Origin of the sequence: Mesorhizobium japonicum MAFF 303099 (genome assembly GCF_000009625.1) — a bacterium.
Lineage (GTDB): Bacteria > Pseudomonadota > Alphaproteobacteria > Rhizobiales > Rhizobiaceae > Mesorhizobium > Mesorhizobium japonicum.
Genome location: NC_002678.2, coordinates 1388765 through 1412399, shown reverse-complemented (window position 1 = coordinate 1412399; position 23635 = coordinate 1388765). Strand labels below are relative to the sequence as shown.

18 protein-coding genes are annotated in these 23635 nt (G+C 64.5%); 9 read left to right on the top strand and 9 right to left on the bottom strand.

Features of this window, described 5'->3' with window-relative positions; translation table 11 throughout:
• Positions 1 to 226: 226 nt before the first annotated feature.
• The 7 genes from MAFF_RS07845 (at position 227) to MAFF_RS07815 (ending at position 8308) form a co-directional block, all read left to right on the top strand.
• Positions 227 to 1456 (top strand): MFS transporter, encoded by a 1230-nt coding sequence (locus tag MAFF_RS07845; protein WP_044550626.1) that lies wholly within the window; start codon positions 227 to 229, stop codon positions 1454 to 1456.
• A 134-nt stretch (positions 1457 to 1590) separates the two neighbouring features.
• Entirely contained in the window at positions 1591 to 2625 is a 1035-nt protein-coding gene (locus MAFF_RS07840; protein WP_010910354.1) for a LacI family DNA-binding transcriptional regulator, read from the top strand.
• Between the two features lie 307 nt (positions 2626 to 2932).
• Positions 2933 to 4060, top strand: a complete 1128-nt coding sequence (locus MAFF_RS07835; RefSeq protein ID WP_032930882.1) for a sugar ABC transporter substrate-binding protein — start codon at positions 2933 to 2935, stop codon at positions 4058 to 4060.
• Positions 4061 to 4135: 75 nt separating this feature from the next.
• Entirely contained in the window at positions 4136 to 5683 is a 1548-nt protein-coding gene (locus tag MAFF_RS07830) for a sugar ABC transporter ATP-binding protein (protein ID WP_010910352.1), read from the top strand.
• Positions 5680 to 6660: an ABC transporter permease gene (locus MAFF_RS07825; protein WP_010910351.1), complete on the top strand. Its 981-nt coding sequence runs from the start codon at positions 5680 to 5682 to the stop codon at positions 6658 to 6660. Before MAFF_RS07830 ends, MAFF_RS07825 begins: the two co-directional genes overlap by 4 nt.
• Positions 6657 to 7643: an ABC transporter permease gene (locus MAFF_RS07820; protein ID WP_032930880.1), complete on the top strand. Its 987-nt coding sequence runs from the start codon at positions 6657 to 6659 to the stop codon at positions 7641 to 7643. The genes MAFF_RS07825 and MAFF_RS07820 overlap by 4 nt, the downstream gene beginning before the upstream one ends.
• A gap of 161 nt (positions 7644 to 7804) precedes the next feature.
• The gene (locus MAFF_RS07815; protein WP_244420736.1) at positions 7805 to 8308 is read left to right on the top strand and encodes a gluconokinase; all 504 of its coding nucleotides are present in this window, start codon (positions 7805 to 7807) and stop codon (positions 8306 to 8308) included.
• 83 nt (positions 8309 to 8391) lie between these two features.
• Here MAFF_RS07815 and MAFF_RS07810 read toward each other — a convergent pair whose 3' ends face one another.
• Together MAFF_RS07810 and MAFF_RS07805 are read right to left on the bottom strand one after the other, a co-directional pair.
• Complete coding sequence (locus MAFF_RS07810) at positions 8392 to 8841, bottom strand: RrF2 family transcriptional regulator (protein WP_010910348.1); 450 nt, start codon at positions 8839 to 8841, stop codon at positions 8392 to 8394.
• A 248-nt stretch (positions 8842 to 9089) separates the two neighbouring features.
• Positions 9090 to 10076, bottom strand: a complete 987-nt coding sequence (locus MAFF_RS07805) for a sulfate ABC transporter substrate-binding protein (protein WP_010910347.1) — start codon at positions 10074 to 10076, stop codon at positions 9090 to 9092.
• Positions 10077 to 10300: 224 nt separating this feature from the next.
• Here MAFF_RS07805 and MAFF_RS07800 point away from each other — a divergent pair, with 224 nt between their 5' ends.
• Both MAFF_RS07800 and MAFF_RS07795 read left to right on the top strand, forming a co-directional pair.
• Positions 10301 to 10576 (top strand): AbrB/MazE/SpoVT family DNA-binding domain-containing protein, encoded by a 276-nt coding sequence (locus tag MAFF_RS07800; RefSeq protein ID WP_010910346.1) that lies wholly within the window; start codon positions 10301 to 10303, stop codon positions 10574 to 10576.
• Positions 10576 to 10974, top strand: a complete 399-nt coding sequence (locus MAFF_RS07795; protein WP_010910345.1) for a type II toxin-antitoxin system VapC family toxin — start codon at positions 10576 to 10578, stop codon at positions 10972 to 10974. Before MAFF_RS07800 ends, MAFF_RS07795 begins: the two co-directional genes overlap by 1 nt.
• Before the next feature lie 15 nt (positions 10975 to 10989).
• Here the strand turns inward: MAFF_RS07795 and MAFF_RS07790 are convergent, their stop codons facing one another.
• From MAFF_RS07790 to MAFF_RS07760, 7 genes are all read right to left on the bottom strand, one after another.
• Complete coding sequence (locus tag MAFF_RS07790; protein ID WP_010910344.1) at positions 10990 to 12030, bottom strand: sulfate/molybdate ABC transporter ATP-binding protein; 1041 nt, start codon at positions 12028 to 12030, stop codon at positions 10990 to 10992.
• A gap of 12 nt (positions 12031 to 12042) precedes the next feature.
• Positions 12043 to 12927 carry a sulfate ABC transporter permease subunit CysW gene (cysW, locus tag MAFF_RS07785; protein ID WP_010910343.1) on the bottom strand — a complete coding sequence of 295 codons (885 nt, stop codon included), beginning with the start codon at positions 12925 to 12927 and terminating at the stop codon, positions 12043 to 12045.
• A complete protein-coding gene (cysT, locus tag MAFF_RS07780) occupies positions 12920 to 13771 on the bottom strand; it encodes a sulfate ABC transporter permease subunit CysT (protein ID WP_010910342.1) in 852 nt (283 codons plus the stop codon). Before cysT ends, cysW begins: the two co-directional genes overlap by 8 nt.
• An 81-nt stretch (positions 13772 to 13852) precedes the next feature.
• Positions 13853 to 14881: a sulfate ABC transporter substrate-binding protein gene (locus MAFF_RS07775; RefSeq protein WP_010910341.1), complete on the bottom strand. Its 1029-nt coding sequence runs from the start codon at positions 14879 to 14881 to the stop codon at positions 13853 to 13855.
• Positions 14882 to 15085: 204 nt separating this feature from the next.
• Entirely contained in the window at positions 15086 to 15817 is a 732-nt protein-coding gene (locus MAFF_RS07770; RefSeq protein WP_010910340.1) for a M15 family metallopeptidase, read from the bottom strand.
• Positions 15810 to 17900: a penicillin-binding protein 1C gene (gene pbpC / locus MAFF_RS07765; protein WP_010910339.1), complete on the bottom strand. Its 2091-nt coding sequence runs from the start codon at positions 17898 to 17900 to the stop codon at positions 15810 to 15812. Before pbpC ends, MAFF_RS07770 begins: the two co-directional genes overlap by 8 nt.
• 180 nt (positions 17901 to 18080) lie before the next feature.
• Positions 18081 to 23567 (bottom strand): alpha-2-macroglobulin family protein, encoded by a 5487-nt coding sequence (locus tag MAFF_RS07760; RefSeq protein ID WP_010910338.1) that lies wholly within the window; start codon positions 23565 to 23567, stop codon positions 18081 to 18083.
• Positions 23568 to 23635: the final 68 nt, after the last annotated feature.

Sequence of the window (23635 nt, the reverse complement as noted above, 5' to 3'; positions counted from 1 at the left end):
TGCTATGCTCCGTCACCTCGGCCGACCATTTCTGCCTGCAGGGGTCATGGCTGGGACTCCTTTGTGGTTTGATGGTCGGAAAACTCCAGAGTGTGGCGTCGGTTCCCGGCTTCCTGTCCGCTCTGGAGCCACGGATTTGCCAGTTCTGGCGCTGCTGCACTTCGAGAATGCGCCGATAGTGGCGCAAACGGAGGCCGGTTTTCGAGACCGCCGGCAGGAAACGCCTTTGACCCGAACCGACTTCAGCCGGCCAAGCCCCGGCATCGACAGCTCCTACGCCTGGATGCGCCTGGCCATCTCGATGGTGCTGGCGACGATCGGTGCGGTCGGCATGTGGGCCGTCGTCGTGGTGCTGCCCGCCGTGCAGGGCGAGTTCGGCGTCGACCGCGCCGCGGCATCCATGCCCTACACCGCGACCATGGTGGGCTTTGCCGCCGGCAATGTGCTGGTCGGCCGCGCCATCGATCGCATGGGCTATTGGATCCCGGCGCTGATTTCCTCCGTGGCGCTCTCGGCCGGCCTGCTGCTTGCCGCACTTTCGACCTCGATCCTGCAATTCACCCTTGCGCAAGGTGTGCTGATCGGTGTCGGCACGTCGGTGATCTTCGGGCCGCTGATCGCCGATATCTCGCACTGGTTCAATCGCCGGCGCGGCGTTGCTGTCACGGCGGCGGCCGCCGGCAACTATCTCGCCGGCGCGCTCTGGCCAACAATCATGCCGACGCTGATCAAGGCGGAAGGCTGGCGCTTCACCTATGCGGCGATCGGCATCTTCTGCCTGGTTACCATGGTGCCGCTGGTGCTGATGCTGCGGCGCGGTGCTCCGGAGGCCACTGCCGACGGCTCGCCGGGAAGCCGATCGGTGCAGCCGATTCCAATGTCGCCGGCCGCGATGCAAGGGCTGCTCGTCGTCGCAGGTCTCGGCTGCTGCGTGGCGATGTCGATGCCGCAGGTGCACATCGTCGCCTATTGCATGGATCTCGGCTACGGCATGGCACATGGCGCTGACATGCTGTCGATCATGATGGCGGCGGGCGTCGTCAGCCGGCTTGCCTCGGGCTTTGTCGCCGATCGCATCGGCGGCGTGAAGACGCTGCTTATCGGTTCGGTGCTGCAATGCCTGTCGCTGTTGTTCTACATACCGTTCGACGGGCTCGCCTCGCTCTATGTCGTGTCGCTGGTGTTCGGCCTGTCGCAAGGCGGCATCGTGCCTTGCTATGCGATCATCGTGCGCGAATATCTGCCCGCCAAGGAGGCCGGCCAGCGTATCGGCATCGTCATGATGGCGACGATTTTCGGCATGGCGATCGGCGGCTGGATGTCCGGCTGGATCTACGACCTGACCGGTTCCTACGCCGTAGCCTTCCTCAACGGCATCGCCTGGAATTTGCTGAACATAGGGGCGATCGGGCTGTTCATGTGGAAGGCAAGGCCCAGGGCTGTCATGGTAGCCTGAGGCGCGCCTCGGCTTGACAATAGGCAAGGGCTGCGCGACCCCAGAGACCAAGGGTTGCGGCAACAGGCCGGTGAGATGGCGACAGCTGAGATGATCGTATTGCGGGCGCGCTTGGGCGGCCATATGCGCGGGCGATGGCGTTGATCAAGCCGCGCTCGCGACGGGGCGGCGGCCGCCCGACCATAGCGGATGTCGCGCGCAAGGCCGGCGTTGGCGCCATCACCGTGTCGCGGGCGCTGCGCGAGCCGGAGCGCGTCTCGGAGGAATTGCGCCGTCAGATCCAGGCCGCCGTCGACGAGCTCGGCTATGTGCCGGACCCCAATGCGCGGGCGCTGGCCTCGGCGCGCGCCGAAGTGTTCGGCGTGCTGGTGCCGTCGCTGACCAACAACGTCTTTGCCGAAGTGGTGCGCGGCATCTATGACAGCCTGTCGGACAGCCCGTTCCGCATCCAGCTTGGCAACACCCATTATTCCGGCCTCGAGGAGGAGCGGCTCTTGCAGCTGTTCGGCTCGCAGCGGCCGGCAGCGCTGATCGTGGCCGGCATCGACCAGACGCCAACCTCGCGGAAACTGCTCGAAAATGCCGGCTGCCCGGTGGTGCAGGTGATGGAGACCGGGCCCGATCCCGTCGACATGATGGTCGGCTTCTCGCATTTCGACGGCGGCAGGACGGCGACCGAGCACTTGATCGAGGCGGGGTATCGCCGCATCGGCTTCATCGGCGCACGCATGGACCCGCGCTCGCAGCGGCGCCTCGCAGGCTATCGCGCGGCGATGGAGAAGCCCGGGCTGTTCGACCCGCGCCTTGTCACCACCACGCCGCTGTTGTCCAGCGTGCCGCTCGGGCGAGAACTGTTTCGCGATGCCCTGGCCAAGATGCCGACGCTCGACGGCGTGTTCTGCAACAATGACGATATCGCGCTCGGCGTGCTGTTCGAGTGCCACCGCGCGGCGATCGATGTGCCGAAGACCATCGGCATTGTCGGCTTCAACGACCTCGACATGATGCAGGTGGCGTTTCCCTCGATCACCAGCATCCGCACGCATCGCTATGAAATCGGCAGGCGGGCGGTGGCCATGGCATTGTCGGCGATCGCCGGTAACAGGCCGGAACAGCGGATCGTCGACCTCGGATTCGAACTCAAGCGCCGCGAGAGCACAGCCCGCTGAACACGCTTTTTAGAGCGCGCTCAAATGGCGCTTTACACAACGCTATGGTAGCGCTACCATTTTAGCGAACGAGCCTCGCCTCAGAAGTGCTGCGCTTGTTTATTATACATAAGCAACAGCTCACGCTTGTTTATTATGTATAATATGATAGTTTTTCTTCGGTCGATGGGGACGGCAAGGGGAGGTGGCGCGAAGGTCGTTGGCACCTGGGCAGGCGTGACTGGGCAAGGCGGGAGGGCCTGCCGGAAACGCGGGAATTGCATGAAACTGAAGCAACAAATCAGAACTGCAATCGGGAGGATTATCGATGATCAAGTCACTCGTCGGTGGCATCGTTGCCGCCACTGCATTCGTTATGCTGAGCTCGTCCGCGATTGCCGCGGGTCCCGAAATCGTCAAGGGTCCGGCTGCCGAGCCTGACTGTTTCGCACCCTGGGCGGCCGACACGCAATTCTTCAAGTTCCCCAAGAAGGCCGGGCCGTACCGCATCGCGCTCGCCAACGGCTATATCGCCAATACGTGGCGCATCCAGATGGTGCAGACCGCGAAGGCCTATGCGGCACAGAAGGACGTCGCCGCCAAGCTGAAGGAATTCAAGGTCGTCTCGACCGGCGAAGACGTGCCGGCGCAGATTTCGGCGATCAACAACTTCATCGATTCCGGCTATGACGCGATCGTCGTCAACGCGCAGAACCCGACCGCATTCGGGCCTGTGATCAAGCGCGCCAAGGAAGCCGGCGTCGTGCTGGTTGCCTTCGACAACATTCTCGACACCAAGGACGCCATCAACGTCAATGTCGACCAGAAGGGTCTTGGCGAGCTGTGGGGCAAATGGCTGGTCTCCCATGTGCCGAATGGCGGCAAGGTGCTCGAGGTGCGCGGTGTTGCCGGCACATCGGTCGACACTGACCGCCACAATGGCATCCACGAGGTTCTCGATGCGTCGGGCAAGAAATGGGCCGTCACCGAGGTGGTCGGCAAGTGGGATGACGGCGTTGCGCAAAAGGCGTCGGCCGATGCGATCGCCACCAACGGCCCCTTCGACGGCGTCACCGGACAGGGCGGCGACACCGGCATCGTGCAGGCGATGATCGATGCCAAGCATCCCTTCGTGCCGTTCGGCGGCGAGACCGAGAACGGCTTCCGCAAATTCTGCGCGGCCCACGCGGCCGACGGGTTGAAGTGCTCGTCGGCCGGTACCGGCCCGGCGCAGGTGGCGGTTGCCATCAAGACGGCGATCGCTGCGCTTGAAGGCAATGTCGTCCCGCAGTCGGTCAAGCTGCCGCTCGCCATCGTCGAGGATCCCAACTTCAAGGCTGGTCAGGATTTCTTCCCCGACCAGTCCGACAATTTCTTCGTCGGCAATTCCTTCCCGACCTGCGGCATCAATTTCACCGCACAGGAAATCATGGGGCAGACCAAGGCGGACCAGTAGGCTGCACTCCCGGCGCCGTGGCATCTCCCGCGGCGCCGGTCATTTGATACGCTCAAAGCGCCCCGGGGAGGGCCGATGGACAGTGCGGTTCCGCTCTTCCAGATGGAAGGCATATCCAAGCGCTATGGTGGCGTGCGCGCTCTGGAAAAGGCGGAGCTTGTCGTCACATCCGGCAGCATCCACGCCATCCTTGGCGAAAACGGTGCCGGCAAGTCGACGCTGATCAAGGTCATGGCCGGTGTCGTGGCGCCCGATGAGGGCCGCATGACGCTGGATGGCCGGGAGGTGACCTTCCTGTCGCCGGCCGCCGCAAACCAGGCAGGCATCGTCTGCATCTTCCAGGAGCTGTCGCTGGTTCCAGATCTCAGCGTCGCCGACAACATCGTCATTTCCGATCCCCCCAAACGCTTCGGCATGATCGACCGCAAGGCGCAACGACGCGTCGCGGAGGAAGCGCTTGCCCGCGCGGGTGCGGCCGACATCCATCCGCTGGCGCTGGTCAAGGATCTTCCCCTTTCAAGAAGGCAGATGGTCGAGATCGCCAAGGCGCTAGCCAGAAAGCCGCGCATCCTTATCCTCGACGAGGCGACATCCGCGCTGACGGCGGCGGATGTCTCGAAGATTTTTGGCGTCCTGAAACGGCTGCGTTCGGAAGGTCTGGCGCTGCTCTACATCTCGCACCGCATGAACGAGATCGCCGAACTTGCCGATCAGTGCACGGTGTTCCGCAACGGCCGTAATGTCGCCAGCTACAAGGCCGGCTCGAAGAGCGACAATGAGGTGGTCGAGCTGATGATCGGCCGCGAATACAGCCACATCTTCCCGGCCAAGCCGGCGGCCGTGCCAGCTACGGCCGCACCCAGGCTTGAAGCCCGCAAGCTCTCGTGGACCGACCGGTTGCATGACATCTCGCTGACCGTCAGGGCAGGCGAGGTGGTCGGCCTCGGCGGTCTCGACGGCCAGGGCCAGCGCGAATTGCTGCTTGCCTTCTTCGGCGTGCTGCGCGGCCTTTCCGGCGAGGTGCTGATCGATGGCAAGCCGGTCGCGATCGGCAGCCCCGCCAAGGCGCGGCAGGACGGCATCGGCATGGCGCTGATCCCGGAGGACCGCAAGACCGAGGGCTTGATGCTGCCGATGACGGTGCGCGAGAACCTGTCCTTCGCCGCGCTCGACCGCCTGTCCAAAGGCGGCATTATCGACCGCGCCGCCGAGCAGCGGCTGATCGACGACATGGTCGGCCTGCTGGCGATCAAGACGGCGGGTCTCGACATACCGGTCGGCGCGCTGTCGGGCGGCAACCAGCAGAAGGTGGTCATCGCCAAATGGCTGATGCGCCAGCCGCGCATCATCCTGCTCAACGATCCGACGCGGGGCATCGATGTCGGCACCAAGCAGGAGCTCTATCAGCTGATGCGCAAGCTGGCGGACGCCGGGGCGGCGATCCTGTTCTATTCGACCGACTATGACGAGCTGATCGGCTGCTGCGACCGCGTGCTGGTGCTCTATGACGGCGCGCTCAAGCGCGAACTGGTCGGCTCCGAGATCACCGAGCGGGCGCTGATAGCGAGCGCGCTCAACATCCATGGCGAGGAGAGCCCGGTGGGCCTGGGAGCAAGTGCGTGAAGGATTGGCGCTACTGGCTGGCGGAGCAGCGCGGAACGCTGCTGGCGCTCGGCATCTTCATCGTCATGTTCATCATCTACACCTCGAACCACCCGGCCGGCTTCACCGCCAATGTGGTGCAGACGGCGGCGAACAAGGGCGTGCTGCTCGCCTTCGTCGCCATGGCGCAGACGCTGGTGGTGATCACCGCCGGCATCGACCTGTCCGTCGGCATGATCTTTCTCCTGACCAACTGCCTGGCCTCCTGGCTGGTGGTGGGCACACCCATGCAGACGGCGCTCGGCGTCATCGCCGTGCTGGCGGCCGGTCTTCTGTGCGGCGCCATCAACGGCGCCATCGTCATCTACGGCCGGCTGCAGCCGATCGTCGCCACCATCGCCACCGGGGCCGTTTATTATGGCATCGGCCTTTTGTTGCGGCCCTTCCCGGGCGGTTCGGTCAATGAGGATCTGGCCGATGCGATGACCGGACGCGTCTTCGACTTGGTGCCGGCGAGCCTCGTCGTGCTGTTCGCCATCGTGCTGTTGATCTGGGTGCCGTTCAGCCGCTCGGTGCTTGGCCGCGCGGCCTACGCGGCGGGATCGTCGGAGACGGCGGCCTATATGTCGGGCGTTCCGATCAGGCGCGGCAAGTTCGCCGCCTACACGCTGGCCGGACTGCTGGCGGCGATCGGCGGGCTGTTCCTGACCTTCTTCACCTATACGGGTGACGCTGCCTATGCCAGCGGCAACGCCTACACGCTGTTCTCGATCGCCGCCGTGGTGCTGGGCGGCGTCTCGCTGTTCGGCGGCAAGGGCAGCGCCATCGGCGCCATCTTCGGCGCGCTGGCCTTCCGCACCATTGGCGATCTGTTGTTCGTGTTCGATTTCGATCCGCTCTGGCAGCCGCTGTTCCAGGGGGTTATCCTGCTGATCGCGGTCAGCCTCGGCGCCTTCGCCCTGTTTCGGGTCCGCAACCGGCTGGAGTGGTTCCTGTGAGCGAAACGACGCTTGGCGGCATTGCCGGCCGCATGCCGAAATTCATCCGCCGCGCCGATCCGGCGGTGCTGACCGCATTCGCCTGCATCGTGCTGTTGCTGTTCGTCGGCAGCCTCTATTCCAGAAGCTTCCTGTCGCCTGAATATCTGTTGCAGCAATTGAAGGTGGCCTCGTTCCTCGGGGTCATCGCCACCGGCATGATGCTGGTTATCCTGCTCGGCCAGATCGACCTGTCGGTGCCGTGGTCGGTGGCGGCGGGCGCGATGATGGCCTGCGCGGCGGCCGCCTACGGTCCGCTTGGGGTGGCGCTGGCCATACCGTTCGGCATCTTCTGCGGCGTGCTGATCGGCGTCGTCAACGGCATCGGCGTCGCCTATCTGCGCATTCCCTCGATGATCATCACGCTTGCCACCAACGCCGTCGCACAGGGGCTGATGGTGGTCTACACCGGCGGCTTCTCGCCTCAGGATTCGGCGACCGGCGCGATGCGCTTCCTCGCCACCGGCTTTGCCATTCCGGGCGTGCCCAACGCCGTCATCATCTGGGCGCTGATCGGGGCCGCGATGGTCTTCGTGCTGACCCGCACCGGCTTTGGCCGGACCGTCTACGGCATCGGCAACCGCGAGCGTGCTGCCTATCTCTCCGGCATCGACACGAGGCGCGTGGTGATGATTGCCTTCGCCGTCTCCGGCGGGCTCTCGGCCTTTGGCGGCGTGCTGCTGGCCGGCTATGCCTCGAAGGCGGCGCAGTCGATGGGTGATGCGTATTTGCTGCCGTCGATCGCCGCGGTGGTGCTCGGCGGCACCTCGATCCTCGGCGGGCGCGGGTCCTATCTCGGCACCGTCGCCGGCGTCATCCTGATCACGCTTCTGCAGTCCATCCTGTCGGTCATGCAGATGCCGGAGGCGGGGCGGCAGATCATCTATGGCGTCGTCATTGTCGCCATGCTGCTGCTCTACGGCCGCGCGCCGGCAAGCCGCTAGAGCCGAATGATTTCAGGTCGGATCGACCTGAAATCTGAATCCGCCTCTAAATCAAGGAGATAGAGCATGATGTCGTCCGAAAACCGCTTCACACTTTTCGGCATCATGCTCTAGCCGTGGACGGAGAAGCAGCGCAGGCGCCGGCGGGCGCTCCCCGCTTGATGCCTCTGGCCATCGTGGTGATGGGCGTCGCCGGTTGCGGCAAGTCGGCTGTCGGCATCGCGCTGGCGGCCGCGCTGGATGCCGTCTTCATCGAAGGCGACAGGCTGCATCCGCCGGAGAATGTGGCGCGCATGGCAAGCGGCGAGCCGCTCACCGACCAGTTGCGTGAAGGCTGGCTCGACGCCATCGGCGAGCGCATCGCGACGTCGATCGGCGAAGGGCAGGGCGTGGTCGCGGCCTGCTCGGCGCTCAAGCGCAGCCATCGCGAACGCCTGCGCGGTTTTTGCCCCGATATCGTCTTCCTCTATCTGGAGATCGACCCGACGACCGCAAGGCGGCGGGTCGCCAGCCGCAAGGGCCATTTCATGCCGGCAAGCCTGGTCGACAGCCAGTTCGCCATTCTCGAGCCGCCGGGCAGCGATGAGCGGGCGCTGACAATCGACGCGACGCGTCCCGTCGCCGATGCCGTTGCCGACGCGATGCGCCTGCTGGCCAATTCATGAGCCGGTATCGCCGCCTGTCATTGGCGTCGCCCTGGGCGATCAGGGAATCTTACGATGACAAACGCCGCTCCCCAGCCGTCGATCTAAATCTGCGAGGACAGCTCGACCGGGAAGTCGTCGTTGTCGGCATCGCGCATGGCGGCGAGGCTTCTGTTATCGAGCACCTCGGCGATTGCCTGGCGTACCTCCAGCATCATATGCCGGACCTGGCAGGTCGCCTCGTCGCAATCCTCGCAGCGCTGGTACTGCGTGCGGCTGGCGCAGGGGATCGGCGCCAGCGGGCCGTCCAGCACGCGTACGACATGGCCGATCTTGATCTCGGAGGCCGGGCGGGCGAGGCGATAGCCGCCTTCCTTGCCCTTGCGGCTCTGGACGAAGCCGGCATTGCGCAACTCGCCCAGGATGGCATCGAGGAATTTCTTCGGGATATTGTTGGCGACCGCTATGTCGTTGACGAAGGCCAATTGGCCAACCGGCAGGCTGGAAAGATGCACGAGGGCCTTGAGGCCGTATTTGCCTTTTTTTGTCAGCATGCCCGAGTCAACCCGTTGAAGCCCCAACCACCCCGCATCTGGCGGCTGTTTGTGTGCAAATAATGACGGTTCCGCCGCGCGATGGTATTTCGCGAAAACAAGACGCCAAAAGGCACGTTAGGCACAAACGCGTTGATTCTTTGTAACGTTTGCCGGGATGGCGCCGTATTCGTCCCGGCTGATGGCAGAAACGAAGAAAGCCGGCTCAAGGCCGGCTTTCCTCATCTGTTCAATCCATGCCGCAACCGTCAGCGGCTGCCATAGGCCTGGTCGAGCAGGCCGCCGGCGGCAAAGTGCTCTTTCTGGATCCTATCCCAGCCGCCGAAGACGTCATCCACCGTCAGCAGGCGCACTTCCGGAAAATTGGCTTTGTATTTGGCGGCGACGGCAGCGTCACGCACCCGGTTGCCGTTCTGCGCGAGGATGTCCTGGCCTTCGGGCGTGTAGAGGAAATCGAGATAGGTCTTGGCCAGTTCGCGCGTGCCGTGCTGGTCGGCGACCTTGTCGACGATCGCCACCGGGAATTCCGCGAGCAGGCTGACCGAGGGGGTGACCTGTTCGAACTTGTCGTCGCCATACTCCTTGCGGATGCCGCGCGTCTCGGATTCGAAGGTGATCAGCACGTCGCCGATCTCGCGCTGCACGAAGGTGGTGGTCGCGGCTCGGCCACCCGTGTCGAAGATCGGCACGTTGTTGAACAGCTTGGTGATGAACTCCTTCACCTTGGCGTCGTCGCCTTTGAAGGCTTCCTTGGCGTACGCGGTGGCCGCCAGATAGGTGTAGCGCGCATTGCCCGAGGTTTTCGGGTTGGGGAAGATCACCTGCACGTCGTCGCGCACCAGATCGTTCCAGTCCTTGATGTGCTTGGGATTGCCGGCACGGACAAGGAACGAAGGCAGCGAATAGAAGGGCGAGGCGTTGTCGGGAAAGTCCTTCTGCCAGTCGGCGGAGACGAGCCCTTTCTTGACCAGGAAATCGATATCGGTGACCTGGTTGAAGGTGACGACATCGGCGCCGAGCCCCTCGGCGATGGCGCGCGCCTGCGCCGAGGTGCCGGCATGCGACTGGTCGACGGTCACGCCCGGATGCTTGGCGACGAAGGCCTTGTTGACCTGTACGAACAGTTCGCGGCCGACGTCATAGGAGGCGTTGAGCAGCTTGTCGGCCGACCAGGCTTGGGAGGATGCGAGGAACAGGCCGGCAACAGTGGCAATGCCGAGAAAAAATCGCTTCATGAAAAAGGGCTCCGGAGGCAATGCGTTATGGCCCGACCTTAGCCGTGGCGCAGGGGGCGGGGCGAGGCATGGGTAATGGCTCCGCCACCTTGCCGCGAGAAAAGATATGGCCAACACAGTGGTTCCTTAGAATTCTGTTCCAGACTTCGGCCTGCCTTTTTTCTGTTGCTTGCCCAGGACTGTCATTTGGCATATACATATGGCATATACAAATGGAGGCAAGCATGCCCCAGCATCGCCACACGACAACGCCACCACCGAAGGAGGCGAAACTGTTCCGAAACAACCGCAGCCAGGCGGTGCGCATTCCTGTCGAGTTCGAACTCCCCGGCGACAAGGTTCTGATCAGCCGCGAAGGCGACCGCCTTGTCATTGAGCCGCTCCGCAAACCTGGGCTTGCCGCGCTGCTCGCCCAATGGGCGAAAGAGGCGCCGCTTGGTCCTGAGGACAACTTTCCAGAGATCAATGATGCGCCTGTCGAAGCCGAGGACATTTTTTGATGCGGTTCATGCTGGATACCAACATCATCAGCGACATGATCCGGAACCCGGCCGGCAAGGCAGCCGGTGCAATGGTGCGCGAGGGAGACGCCGCTGTATGCACCAGCATCGTCGTTGCCTCTGAATTGCGATATGGCTGCGCCAGGAAGGGATCGACCAAGCTGCTCAAGAAGGTCGAGGACCTGCTGGCCGAGATCCCCGTCCTGCCGCTCGACGTGCCGGTGGATGCCGAGTACGGCGCACTTCGCGCCGAGCTGGAGGCTGTTGGCCAACCCATTGGCTACAATGACCTTTTTATTGCTGCTCACGCCTGCGTATTGGGCACCACGCTGGTGACGGCCAACATCGGGGAGTTCACCCGGATACGGAAGCTGAAGGTCGAGAACTGGCTGGAATAGGGTCTGACCTGGAGATCAGGCCGCTGGAAACAGCTTCCAGCGCCCCGGACGGAACGCCACCCGGCTCTTCTGCGCCGCTGGATGGCCGACCGGCAGTTCGATCTCGACCCGCTGGCGTTCGCCGCCGATCTCGAGTTCGACGCGCCGTGTTCCGGCGACGCGGCGGCTGGCGGCCACCGTACCGGCGATGCAGCCGCTGCAGCCGTCGAGCAGTTCGACGTCGTGCGGGCGGAAATAGAGCGTCGCCTCGCCCTCGGGCGCATGCGGCGCCGACAGCCCGATCGGGCGATCAGCGAGCCAGATCTCGCCATTCTCGACCTTGACGGGAAGCGAGCTCGATTCGCCGATGAAGCCGTAGACGAAAGGCGAGTTCGGCGTGTCGTAGATGTCGTCGGCGGTGCCGACCTGTTCGATGCGGCCCTGGCTCATCACCACGACGCGGTCGGCAAGCTCCAGCGCCTCTTCCTGGTCGTGGGTGACGAAAACGGTGGTGTGGCCGGTGCGGTCATGGATCTCGCGCAGCCAGCGGCGCAGTTCGCGGCGCACCTGCGCATCGAGCGCACCGAACGGCTCGTCGAGCAAAAGCACCTTGGGTTCAATCGCCATGGCACGCGCCAGGGCCACGCGCTGGCGCTGGCCGCCGGACAGCTGCGCCGGATAACGCTTCTCCAATCCTGAAAGCTGGACGAGATCGAGAAGCTCGGAAGCGCGGCGGCGGATTTCCTGCGCCGGTGGCCGCGAGGACCCATGCCGGACTTTCAGGCCGAAGCCGATATTGTCGGCCACCGTCATGTGCCGGAACAGTGCATAGTGCTGGAAGACGAAGCCGACATTGCGCTCCTGGATCGACTTCTGCGAAGCATCCTCGTCGCCGAAGAAGATCTTGCCGCGCGTCGGCCGTTCCAGCCCGGCGATCAGCCTGAGCAGCGTCGTCTTGCCGGAGCCTGACGGCCCCAGCAAAGCGATCAGTTCGCCCGACTTGATGTCGAGCGAAACGTCATGGAGCGCCGGAAACCGCTCGAACTCCTTGCGCACGTTGGCAACGCGAACTTCCATTTACAAAACCTTCTAATGCCCGCGCGTCGCGGCGAGTTCGGCGCCGTAGCGCATCTCGAGCAGTGTTTTCAAGACCAGCGTGACGAGCGCCAGCCCGGCAAGCAGTGAAGCGACGGCAAAGGCACCGACGGCATTGTACTCGTTGTAGAGGATTTCGACATGCAGCGGCATGGTGTTGGTCAGACCGCGTATATGGCCCGACACCACCGACACCGCGCCGAATTCGCCCATGGCGCGCGCGTTGCAAAGCAGCACGCCGTAGAGCAGGCCCCATTTGACGTTGGGCAGCGTCACATACCAGAAGGTCTGCCAGCCATTGGCGCCGAGCGAAAGCGCGGCCTCCTCGTCGCCATTGCCCTGTTCCTGCATCAGCGGGATCAGCTCGCGGGCGACGAAGGGGAAGGTGACGAAGACGGTGGCAAGCACAATACCGGGCACCGCGAACAGGATCTGGATGCCATGTGCCTTCAGCCACCCGCCGAGCAGCCCTTGCGCGCCGAACAGCAGCACATAGACCAGGCCGGAAATGACTGGCGAGACCGAGAAGGGCAAATCGATCAGCGTGGTGAGAAACGCCTTACCCTTGAACTCGAACTTGGCGATCGCCCAGGCGGCAGAGATGCCGAAGACGACGTTGAGCGGCACCGAGATCGCAGCGACAAGCAGTGTCAGACGGATGGCCGAGCGCGCGTCCGGCTCGCCCAATGCCTGCGTATAGGCGCTGACGCCTTTCGCCAGCGCCTCGTGGAAGACGATGATCAGTGGCAAAAGCAGGAAGACGCCGAGGAAGACAAAAGCGATCGCCATCAGGACGGCTTGCGCGGGACGGCTTTCGGTCACCGCCGCCGAGCGGCTCTCATGGTAGGGTTCGTAGGATTTGATTTCGGGATCAGCCATAGCGCTTGCGGCTCCATGTCTGAACGAGATTGACGACCAGAAGCATGACGAACGACAGGGCCAGCATGATCGCCGCGATCGCGGTCGCCGCCGGGTAGTTGTATTCCTCCAGCCGGATGACGATCAAAAGCGGCGCGATCTCTGATTTGTAGGGCAGGTTGCCGGCGATGAAGATGACCGAGCCGTATTCGCCGACGCCGCGCGCAAAGGCCAGCGAAAAGCCGGTGATGATGGCCGGCGCCAGGCCCGGGAACAGCACGCGGGTGATGATCTGAAAGCGGCTGGCGCCAAGCGTGGCGGCGGCTTCCTCCACCTCCTTGTCGATCTCCTCCATGATGGGCTGCACCGTCCGCACGACGAAGGGAAGGCCGATGAAGACCAATGCCACGACGATGCCGAGCGGCGTGTAGGCAACTTTGATGCCGAGCGGCATCAGCAATTTGCCGATCCAGCCGTTCGGCGCATAGAGCGTGGTGAGCGCAATGCCGGCCACCGCCGTCGGCAGGGCGAAGGGGAGGTCGACCATGGCATCGACGATGCGGCGGCCGGGAAAGCGGTAGCGCACCAGCACCCAGGCTACCAGCGTGCCGAAGACGACATTGACGGCCGCCGCGAGGAAGGCGGTGCCGAAGCTGATTTCCAGCGCATTGAGCGTGCGGCGGTCGCTGGCAATCGCCCAGAAGTCAGCCCAGCCGAGCGCGGCCGAGCGCCAGATCAGCCCGGACAGCGGAATGAGGATGATGAGGGTGAGGTAGGCAAGCGAGAAGCCGAGCGTCAATCCGAAACCCGGAATGACACTCGGCTGCCTGAATCGCCACCCCGCATGCGCGGGTGCTGTGGTCATGGAGTTCTGGATCGTCCCTTCTTACTCAACCAGACTTTGCCGAAGAAGCCCATTCGCGGGCTTCTTCGCGACTGCCGAACCTCACTGGGCCGGCTTGTAGATCTGGTCGAATATACCACCGTCGCCGAAATGATAAGGCTGCGCCTTCTTCCAGCCGCCGAAAAGCGGATCGTCGATGGAGATCAGCTTGATATCGGGGGTCTTGGGCAGATCGACGGCCGCCACCAGTTCGGGCTTGGCCGGGCGATAGTGGTTCTTGGCGATGATCGTCTGGCCTTCCTTGGAATAGAGCCAGCCGAGATAGGCTTCGGCCACCTTGCGCGTGCCCTTGGCATCGACGTTGGCGTCGACGACTGCCACCGGCGGCTCGGCCAGGATCGATGTCGGCGGATAGACGATCTCGAAATTGTCGGCGCCGAATTCGTCGAGCGCCAGATAGGCGTCGTTTTCCCAGCCGATCAGCACGTCGCCGATGCCCTTTTGTGCGAAGGTGACGGTCGAGCCGCGTGCGCCGGTGTCGAGAACCGGGGCATTGGCGTAGAGCTTGCCGACGAACTCCTTGGTTTTGGCCTCGTCGCCGCCATCATGGGCGTTGGCGTAGGCCCAGGCTGCCAGGTAGTTCCAGCGGGCACCGCCTGAGGTCTTGGGATTGGGCGTGATCACCTGGGTGCCGTCCTTGACCAGGTCGCTCCAGTCGTGGATGCCCTTGGGATTGCCCTTGCGGACCAGGAAGATGATGGTCGAGGTGTAAGGCGCTGAATTGTTTTCGAATTTCTTGCGCCAGTCGGGATTGATCTTCTTCGACTTGGAGACGATGGCGTTGATGTCGCCCTCGAGCGCCAGCGTCACCACGTCGGCGTCGAGGCCGTCGATCACGGCGCGGGCTTGGGCGCCCGATCCGCCATGCGACTGCTGGATGGTCACCGTCTCGCCGGTCTCGGCCTTCCAGTGGGCGGCAAATGCCTCGTCATAGGCCTTGTAGAGCTCACGCGTCGGATCATAGGACACGTTGAGGATGGTGGTGTCGGCGAACGCGAAACCGAGCGTGCCGAACTGGACAGATGTGGCGACCAGTGCGCCGAGCAGTTTCCTGAAATGAGGTTTGGTCATTTCTGCCTCCGTTGAACCCGCGCCAAATCTAGCGAACTGATAGAAATTAGATGCATCGAATGTTGCCTTTTTTGCCCTTCTGAAGAAAATCTTCGACGATCTTCCGTCGCGTTGGGAAATATTTTCCTCGCCGGCGCTCGGGGCGGATTCGAGGTCCTATCTAGGGATGCGCGGTGCCGAGGCAAGGTCGCCTGGTCCGGCAAATCACTCGGCGCCTACCGGGAAATCGAAGCGCTGGGTGGGAAAGGGCTCATGCCGGAGCGTATAGTGCCACCATTCGCGCGCGTAGTTCTTGAAACCGCCGGCGCGCATGGCCTCGACGAGCAGCCTGCGGTTTTCTGTCGCTTCATTGCCGAGCGGGCGGTGCGCCGTCTCGCTCATCGGGTCGAAACAGTCGAAACCGCTGCCGAAGTCGAGCGTATCGGCATCGATGGCGCCGCAGGCGGGTTTGGCGACGGATGGACCGTCGGCCCGCGCAATCGCGACATCGACGGTCGAACCGCGCGAATGGGTCGACAGTTCGCCGACATAGCCCTTGGCGATGAGGTCGCCACGCCGGACCCCGGGATACCATTGCGGATCGGGCGGCCCGCCCTGTCGCGTCCACTCGCCCATGTCGGCGACGGCACGGGCGGGGCGATAGCAGTCGAAGACGACCAGCGTCAGGCCCCGAGCGGCGATTGCCTGCTGGACGCCGGCAAGGGCTTGCGCCGCCTGCAAGGTGAGAATGCAGACGGGGGCGTCGTAGCCGGTCACCTTGCGGTGCAGGAAATTGCCTGCACCGGCGTAGCGGATGTCCTGGCGGATCGACGGGGCGATATCGGCGAGGCGGACGAAGCCGGCGGGGAGAGGGTCGGCATGTGCCGGCAGAACGGCAACGGCAACCGTCAGCGCGTAAAAGCCAACGCGCAGAATCGCCTGGCGCGCTCTATTCAACGAACACTTTCACGCTGGCCGCTCGCCCGGCCGCGTCGATCACGGTCAGGGTCGAATAACCAGCGCCGTCGGGCAACCACGTCGCGGTGCGGCGGCGATCGATGCCGGTGAGCGGCTTGCCATTGGCCAGCCAGCGGAACGGCGCACGGCCGCCCTGCAGTTTCAGCACCAGCGGCGTGGCGTCGGCGGAATTCGTGGCGAGGTCGACGCGGGCGCCGTCCGGCGGGAAGATGATTGTCGGTGCGGGCTCGGTCGGCGTCGCCTGCACCAGGCCATCCGCGCCGGCGCCGAAGCGGGCGAGCGTCACCGGCAGGTCCTCGCGCTTGGGAGTGAAGGCGCCGGGCGGCCTGCCCGGCAGCGGCACGGTGGCTAGGCCCGAGCGGACAAAGCCCTCGAACAGGATGGGGGCGGCCGAGACATAGCCGGAAAGGCCCGGCACGGCGCTGGCATCGGGACGCCCGACCCAGACACCCAAGACATAGCGGCCGTCGAAGCCGACCGACCAGGCGTCGCGGTAGCCGTAGGACGTGCCGGTCTTGTAGGCGATGCCGCGCTGCAAGGCGCCCTCCGGCGGCTTGACCCCCGACAAGATGTCGATGATCTGCCAGTTCGCCTGGTCGTTGAGGATGGTGGCGGTGGTGCGCTCGGCATTGGCCGGCTCGGTGCCGTCATGCAGCGTGTGCGTCTTGCCGCCATTGGCGAGCCCCGTATAGAGCTGGACGAGGTCGCGCAGCGTGACGCCAACGCCGCCGAGGCCGATGGCCAGGCCCGGCGCCTCGTTGACCGGCAGGATCGGGTTGACGCCGGCCTGGCGGAAGCGCGCGGTCAGCCGCGCTGGACCGACGGCGTCGAGCACGCGGATCGCCGGCACGTTGAGCGACAATTGCAGCGCCTGGCGGACGCTGACATCGCCCTGGTAGCCCATGTCGAAATTCTTGGGCCGGTAGCCGCCGAAATCGACCGGGCTGTCCTCGATCAGCGTTTCCTGCGCCACCAGTCCCTGCTCGAAGGCAAGGCCATAGATGAACGGCTTCAGCGTCGAGCCGGGCGAGCGCACGATCTTGGTCATGTCGATCCAGCCGGAGCGGCTGGCGTCGAAGAAATTGGCCGAGCCGACTTCGCCCAGAATGTCGCCGGTGCGGGAATCGGCCAGCACCATGGCGACGGACAGGCGCGGGCCAAGCTTTGTGGCGGCATCGCGCGCGACCTGCTCAAGCCCTTCCTGGACACTTTTTCGAATTGTCAGTTTGAGCGGCTCGCCGGGAACAGCCTTGGGCAGCATCGCATAGGCGGCGTGCGGGGCGAGCGCCGGCAACGTTCGGCGCAGGCCCGACACATCGTCAAGGGCGGCGCGCGCGGCCTCGCGTTCGCCGATCAGGCCCGACGAGACCATGCGGGTCAGCACACGGTCACGGGCGGCGTGGGCGATTGCGAGATTGCGGTCGGGCCGGCGCTTTTCCGGCAATTGGGGCAAGGCGACGAGCAGGGCGGCTTCGGAGACGGTGAGCCGCTTCGGCTCCTTGCCGAAATAGGCAAGCGAAGCGGCGCGCACGCCTTCCAGATTGCCGCCATAGGGCGCCAGCGTCAGATAGCGTTCGAGGATCTCGCGCTTGGACAGCCGCCGCTCGATCTGGATGGCGCGCAGCATCTGCTTGATCTTGGAGCCGAGGCTTCGGCTTTCGCGCGGCTCGATCAGGCGGGCGAGCTGCATCGAAAGCGTCGAGCCGCCGGAGACGATGTGGCCGCTGGTGGCGAACTGGCCGGCGGCGCGGCCAAGCGCCAGCACGTCGATGCCTTGATGGTCCCAGAAGCGCTTGTCCTCATAGGTGACCAGCATGTCGACGAACTGCTTGTCGACCTGGTCGAGCCGGGTTTCGAGCCGCCAGTAGCCGTCCGGCGTGGCGAAGGCGCGCAACAGCTGGCCATCGCGGTCCTGGACTTCGGTCGAGACCGTGAGTTCCGCCGGCAAGGGGGGCGGGAAGGCGCGGTCGAGCTCCCACAGGGTGGCGACGGAGACCGCGAGAATGGCCGCACAGGAAGCTAGAGTTATGGCCGCTCGTCGAAGGGACTTTCTTGAAAGCATGGCGGCGCCCCTCATCCGGCTGCCGGCGCCACGGCCCTTCGGGCGTTCACCGTTCGAAAAGCCAAGCAATTGGCTTTTCGCCCGCTGCGCGGACCACGGCTCACCTCCCCGTATAGTGACGGGGAGAAGGAAGCTGTCATGAGCGCCATCGCCATGTTCATGATCGCCACCACAGGCGCCTTACGGCGCCTTGATCTCCATCATGCCGGTGGCGGTGCGAGCCGAATACTGCGGCCGGTACATGTCTTCCACGGTTGCCGCCGGATGGGCGTAGGTGCCCGGCGTCACGGCGCGCACGACATAGGCGAGCGTCAGATTGTGGTCGTGGTCGCCGTCGGCCGGGTTGAACGCCGCGACGAAACGGTCGTCGCGGAATTCGAGATGGGCGGCGTCGGTCTGCGCCAGCCAGGAGAAGTTCGTCAATTGCGCGCTGGAGACCAGGCCGGGATTGTCGATCTCGAAGCCGGCCGGCAACAGGTCGGTGACCAGCAGGCGCGACGGCCAGCTGTTCTGCTCGGTGACCTTGAGCACGACGACATAACGTTCGTTCTGGGTGGCCTCCGTCACATTGGCTTCGGTGCCGTCGAGCTTGTAGTAGGTGCGGCTGATGGTGAAGCCGTCACCGCCGGCCGGCAGGGGCTGGATCGGCGACGCCACGGTGGTGACGACGGCCTGCAGCGGGGTCTTGCCGGTGTTGGCGATTTCGAGCGGGCTGTCGACCAATTCGCTGCCGTTGACCTGGTTGGAATAGCCGCCCGAATGCGGCGCGCCATTGACGGTCAGCGCAATCGAGTCATTGCCTTCCTTCAGCGCGCGGGCCGCCAGCAGCATCCAGGAATCGTCCTGGGTGCTGGTCCAGCGCACTTCCGCCCGTTGCCTGGTCACCAGCTTGATCAGCTCCGGCACGACCGACGACGCCGGCTTCGATTCCGCCGCCAGCGACAGCATCGCCGCGCCGTCACGCAGCGCCGAGCCGTAGTCGGAGCGGTACCAGTCGTAGTCGGTGCTCGATTTGGCGAGCTCCAGCGCGGTCTTGAACGTCGCCTCCGAGCGCTGGGTGTCGCCGTAGAGCGCCAGGCTCGCCGCCAGCTGGGCAACGGCCATCGGGCTCGAGAAGGCTTCGAGCTGGGTGTCGGCATAATAGCGCAGGTCGCCGATCGAGGCCTTCTTGTTGCGGGCCAGGACGTAGAGGGCATAGGCGATCTCGCTGCCGCGGTCCTGTACGCTCTGGTCGTAGCCGAGCGAGTTCTGCAGATTGCTCAGCGCCTGGTTCATGGCCTGCGCCGGCACGTCGTATTTCTGCTCGCGTGCCCTGGTCAGGAACTCGCTGACATAGGCGTCGAGCCACAGATCGCCGGAGCCTGGACCCCACAGGCCGAAGCTGCCGCTCGAGGACTGGTAGCTCAGGACCTTGTAGATGGCATCCTGGATACGGCCATGCAGGTTGGGGTCGCTTTCCATGCCGATGCCTGAGGCCATCTCGTTGACATAGAGAAGCGGCATGGCGCGGCTGGTGGTCTGCTCGGCGCAACCATAGGGGTAGCGGTCGAGCGTCATCAGGAGTGAGGGCACGTCGAAGGCAGCCGTCTGCGAAACGCCGACGCTGACGGTAGCGCCTTCCAGCAGGCTTGCCGCCAGCAGTTCCTTGTCGACGCGCAGCGCGCCGCCATTGCCCTTGAGGTCGACCACAAGCCGCGTGGTGAGAGGCAATTGCGCCGGGCGCACCGGCACGTAGAGCGTCTGCTCGACCTTCGTGCCGTCGGCGTGCGCCAGCTTGATGGTAAGCGAGGCATTGCCCGGCGTCTTGGCGATCAGCGGCACGGTCAGCGTCTGGCGCTTGCCCTGGGCGAGCGTCAGCTTCTGGGGCAGGGGCTTGTCGCCGGTCGACAGGTCGCCTGTCGTGTCGATCGAGAAGGCATAGTCGCCGGCCGGGCCGTCGGTGTCGGCCACGTCAAGCCGCATCACCGTGTTGTCGCCGGGCGCCAGGAAGCGCGGCAGGCCGGCGGTGATGACCACCGGATCGCGCACGATGACATCCGACGTGGCATGGCCGACCGCTTCCTTGGTCCAGGCGACAGACATGACGCGCACGGTGCCGTTGAACTGCGGGATGTCGAAGTCGATCCGTGCTTTGCCGTCGGCGTCGAGCTGGACCGGGCCGGAGAAGAAGGCGACCAGCTTTTCGGTGGGCGGGCTGCCTTGCGTCTGCATGTTGGCGCCGTCACCGCCGGTCCTGAGTTTGCCGGTGGCGCCGAGCGAGCCGTCGATCAGGCGGCCATAGATGTCGCGGATCTCCATGCCCAGCATGCGCTGGCCGAAGAACCAGTTCTCCGGGTCTGGCGCCTTGTAGTTGGTCAGATTGAGGATGCCGACATCGACGGCGGCGACCATGACATAGGCGTTGGTGCCCGGCTGCACGCCGGCCACGGAAACCGGGATCGACAGCTGCTGGCGCGGCATGGTCTTGTCCGGCGGCGTCAGTGTGACGGCGAGCTTCTTTGCGCCCGGATCGACCTTCAGCCACTTCACGCCGATGGCGCGGGCCGGCATGCGCGTCTCCTGCGCATCGCCGGGCCGGAACAGGGTGGCCGTGACATAGGCGCCGGCGCCCCAATCGTCGCCGACCGGGATGTCGACGGTGCTGCCCCCGGCCGGCACGGTGGCCGTGACGGTCTTCAACAGCTTGTCGGATCCGATGTTGATCAGAAGTTCGCCGGCAAAATGCGGCGAGACCTTCAGCTTGGCCACTTCGCCCGCGGCATAATTGTCCTTGTCGAGAGCGATTTCCAGGCCGTCAGGCGTTTCGGTCGTGGTCGAGGCCACATACCAGCCGGCGTCGAATTCGTAGCTGGTGGCCGGCCCTTCGGGGTCCGAGGTTTCGACCTCGAGCCGGTACTGGCCCCAATCTACCGGCACGGAGACGGTGGCGTCGCCATCGGCGCCGAGGTCGATCTGGCCATTGGCGATCGATTTGGTAAACGTGACCGGTTCGTAGCTCCACGAATTGTTGGAGCGGTACCATTGGTAATTGCGTTCGACCTTGACCAGCGTCCACTGCGCGCCTTTCAGCGTCTCGCGCTTGCCGTCGGGAGCCACCGCGATCAGGCTGAACTTGGCCGTGCCGCCCTGCGGCACCTCATCGTCGGCGAAGTCCGGACGGATGCCGATCATATGGCCTTGCGGGCGGATGCCGATGTTGAGCGAGCGTTCGATGGCGCGGCCGCCGGTTTCGCGCATGCGCACCGTCACCTTGCCGTTGACCAGCTTGGTCGTCGAAGGCAACTGGTCGACGGTGACAGGGAAGGTCGCCTTGCCGTCATCGCCAACCACCGGCAGGTTGGTCAGCGGCGTGACGGTGGGCTCAGCCGACTGCTCGTCGGCGAGGCCGAAGGAGAAGTTGGGGAAGCGGTCCCAGTCGCGCGCCGTCGACAGCGTCAGTTCGCCTTCCAGCGCCAGGCCAGCCGCCGGCGCGCCATAGAGGAAGCGGCCGTCAATGTTGATGTTGGCGGTTTCGCCGCGCTCGATTTCCTGCTTGTCGGCCTTCATGTCGAATTCGATGCGATCCGGCACGAAATCCTCGACCAGGAACATCTGGCTGGCGACAGCCGGCTGCTTCGGATCGGTATGGATCGACACCGACCAGGTGCCGCGCATGGCGTTGGGTTCGAGCGGCAGCTCGACGGCATGGCCGCCGGCCGAAGCGCCGTCGCTGACGATGCGGCGGTCCTCGACGCCATCGGGACGCGAGAAGATGAAGGTCAGCGGCAGGTTCTCGACCGCCTTGGCGGCGCCATCGCGGGCAAGGGCCGCGACATGGACATCCTCGCCGGCGCGGTAGATGCCGCGTTCGGTCCAGGCATAGACGTCGAGGGCGCCGGGCGCCGCGCGTCCCGTGACGCCGCGGTCGGACAGGTCGAAGCCGGCCTTGGACATGTCGAGGAAGACGAAATCATTGTCGCCCTGCTTGGCCATCAGCACGGCCGGCACCATGCCGCCGTCGCCGCGCGTCAGGCCGGGATTGAAGACGGCGTGGCCGTCGGCATCCGATGTCGCGGTGCCGAGCACCTCGTTGTTGCGGGCAACCAGCGTCAGTTCGGCGCCGGCGATCGGCTTGGCCGAGCCCAGCGAACGGGCAAAGACATTGAGCCCGTCCTGGCCGGTATAGGTCGACAGGCCGATGTCGGAGACGACGAACCACTGCGTGGCCAGCGAATTGTAGTCGTCGCCCTTGCCGTCGACGGCCTGTGCGGTCAGCACATAGACGCCGGGCTTGCGCTGCGGCAGTGCTTCGTCGACCGGGAAGGAGGTGGTGACCTCCTTGTTGAGGTCGTTGACGATGTCGAGCTTGCCCTGCCAGACCGGCGCGCCCATCTGCTCGGAAATGTTGGAGATGTCATAGCTGTCGAGTTGGTGCAGGAACTGGTAGCCCGACAGAAGCTGCGCCAGCGAACGGTCGCCGATGCGATAGAGCTTCATTTCGGCGGCGTTCATGTTGACGGTGACGACCGGAATGCCGCGGCGCGCGCCGGCCGGCAGTACGAAGCTGTCGCCGGTGAAGCGGGCGGACGGGGCGCGGTCCTGCACATAGATCGACAGCACCACGGGAGCGGCGGTCACTTCGCCGATGGCTGCCGGCAGGCCGGCGCGGAAGGTGACGTCGTAATGCTGGCCGTGTTCGAGGCCTTCGACGCAGATCTGCTTGTCCTTGGCCTCGACGCCCTTTGGCGGCGCGTTGTCGACGGTAACGAACTGCGCGTAGTCGACGCCGGTCTTGACCAGTTCTTCGGAGAATTGCGCGCAGATGCGCGGCGCGCTGGTGTCGGCATCGACGCTGTGGTCGACGACACGGAAGCCCTTGCGGGCCTTGAGATCGGCATAGTCGGCCTGCACGGCCGGCGACGTCACGAGCGCAAGGCTCGCCTCATAGGCCTGCAGGGCCGGGCGGTAGAGATCGCGCTTGTCGAGACCGGCGCCAAGCAGCGCCAGCACGTCGGCGCGGGTCTTGGTCGTGCGCAAGAGCTTATAGGCGTTGAAGGCGGCCGAAGTGGCGTTCATCGGCAAGGTGGATGCTTCGGAGGTGTTGGTGGCGGGCTGCACGGCCAGCGTTTCACGCGCCAGATTGAGCCAGAGCTGGCCATCATCGGGCATCACCGAAACCGCGGCCTCGTATTTATGCATGGCGGAGCGATGGTCGCCGGTCAGCACGGCCTGTTCGGCCGAACTGATCAGGGCGGCCATGCCTTCGGTCGGCTTGTCGAAGGCCGGGCCAAGCAGCCTGTTGCGGTATTGCTGGGCTTGATCGGCCATCCAGTTGGGGAAGAAGGTCAGCTCCGGCGGCGCGCCGATATCGGGATCGCCGTCAATCTTGACGACCTTGCCGGCGACCGCGCCGTTGAACGGTTTCAGCTGGTTGTAGTCGGATTTGAGAAAGCACCATTTGGCCTTGGTGTTGTAGGTGAAGGCGCGGCAGGCCGGATCGCCAAGGCATGTCGTCTTGCACTGGTCGAGGGTGACATTCTGGTCGGATCTGAGATCAAAGCCGAAATAGTCGGAATTGTCCGTCGTTGCGATTCGCCGGGCCTCGGCCGCTTGCGCGACACCATTCCAGGCTAAGGCGAAGAAAAGAAGGATCAGGATCGACAGACCACGAGCCGCGCGCATTGCCATAACACCCTCCAGACAATTGCAGACGTCCAGGCATGTTCAAGCTTCAGTCAAGCTTGTCAACGCAGGAC